Here is a 1360-nt window from a genome sequence, read left to right as displayed (position 1 = left end):
TTCTTTGGGTTATTATAACCTCTTAGAAGCTGTCCAATTTTATTATGCCACTACAAATCGGCCTATCGCATCGTATTGGTAGTGATGATTACGGGTGTGCTGCTGTACAATATTGTCTTTGCCTGTGAGTGAAGTCTTACTATTTATATCAGTAAGTTGTCCAATCAGGTCGTACTGATACTGACGTCCAACTACAATGTGGTCATTGTAGCTACTATTCTGGTTGATGAGTCGTCCCATAGGATCATGGGTGTAGATACTATCGAGCACACCTTGTTGACGACTGACCTCTTGACGCAGTTTGTTACGCTCACTGTGACGAAGCTCAATATTTTGATCGCTACTTGGGTCAAACAGGCTTTGGTTGTATAGGTGTCCAGAACCATAGTACAGCTGATTAAGCACTTTGCCATCGGGTAAGGTGGTAGCGGTGCGGTTGCCTATCTCGTCATATTGATGCTGTAGCGCTAGGCTATATTCATGATTTAGTCCTGCGATATTAAGCGTGCTGGTTTGCTGCTCTTTGATAAGTTGACCATTGGCGTCATAGGCTAGGTCTATTTGACTGTATAATTTATAAACATTTACATAATTTTGCTTATTATGAAAAATACTTTCTATTAGTCACAGAATAGTGACTGAATATAAGGTTATTCTTTAATACTCCCAATCCTTATGTCACATCTCATAGAATTTATTGTCCATTTAATAATTGATAACTATTACAACCTCTTTGATTTCCATTATTACAAGACTTGCTAAACCATTGTTTAGCAGTTTCTATATTTCGAGGTACACCTTCACCATCTTCATAAATTACTCCAAGGTTAAATTGAGAACCAGCGTGATTCTGGTAAGCTGCCTTTTCAAACCATTCTCTTGCTTGTACATAATCTCGATTAACACTCTCACCACTATAGTACATTACTCCAAGATTGTGTTGAGCCTTAGCATAATTCTGGTTAGCTGCTCTTTCGAATAATTTTCTTGCCTGATTATAATCTTGCTCAACACTTTTACCCCTGTGGTACATCAAACCAAGTTTATATTTAGCTTCAGCACTGCCTTGTTGAGCTGCCTTATGATATAACTCAAATGCTTTATCGTAGTCTTGACCTGTACTAATGCCATCGCCAAAATAGTACATATCACCTAAGAAAACTTGTTTATTAGGATCATCTGAAACAACATAATTCTGCATACTAAAAGTCGGGGCATACTGCACTTCTTCTGCGTCACTTTGTCTCGCTTCTGAAAATTTTATTAACAATAATACTAATACTAGGGGCTGTATAGAATTGGGAAATAGTTGAAAAAAATAAGCAACGCCTTACACTCTTGTTTACCACAACAAAGAGAA

The 1360-nt window shown here is 37.6% G+C and carries 2 protein-coding genes; both read right to left on the bottom strand.

Annotated elements, in window-relative coordinates; translation table 11 throughout:
* Nucleotides 1-42: 42 nt before the first annotated feature.
* Nucleotides 43-405, bottom strand: a complete 363-nt coding sequence (locus EI162_RS14185) for a hypothetical protein (protein WP_192524943.1) — start codon at nt 403-405, stop codon at nt 43-45.
* Between the two features lie 289 nt (nt 406-694).
* Complete coding sequence (locus tag EI162_RS14180) at nt 695-1201, bottom strand: tetratricopeptide repeat protein (RefSeq protein ID WP_192524942.1); 507 nt, start codon at nt 1199-1201, stop codon at nt 695-697.
* Between the last annotated feature and the right edge of the window lie 159 nt (nt 1202-1360).

Source organism: Psychrobacter sp. FME6 (genome assembly GCF_014861365.1).
GTDB lineage: Bacteria > Pseudomonadota > Gammaproteobacteria > Pseudomonadales > Moraxellaceae > Psychrobacter.
Note: the sequence above shows the minus strand (reverse complement) of the source record. Positions and strands in the feature narration are given on the sequence as shown.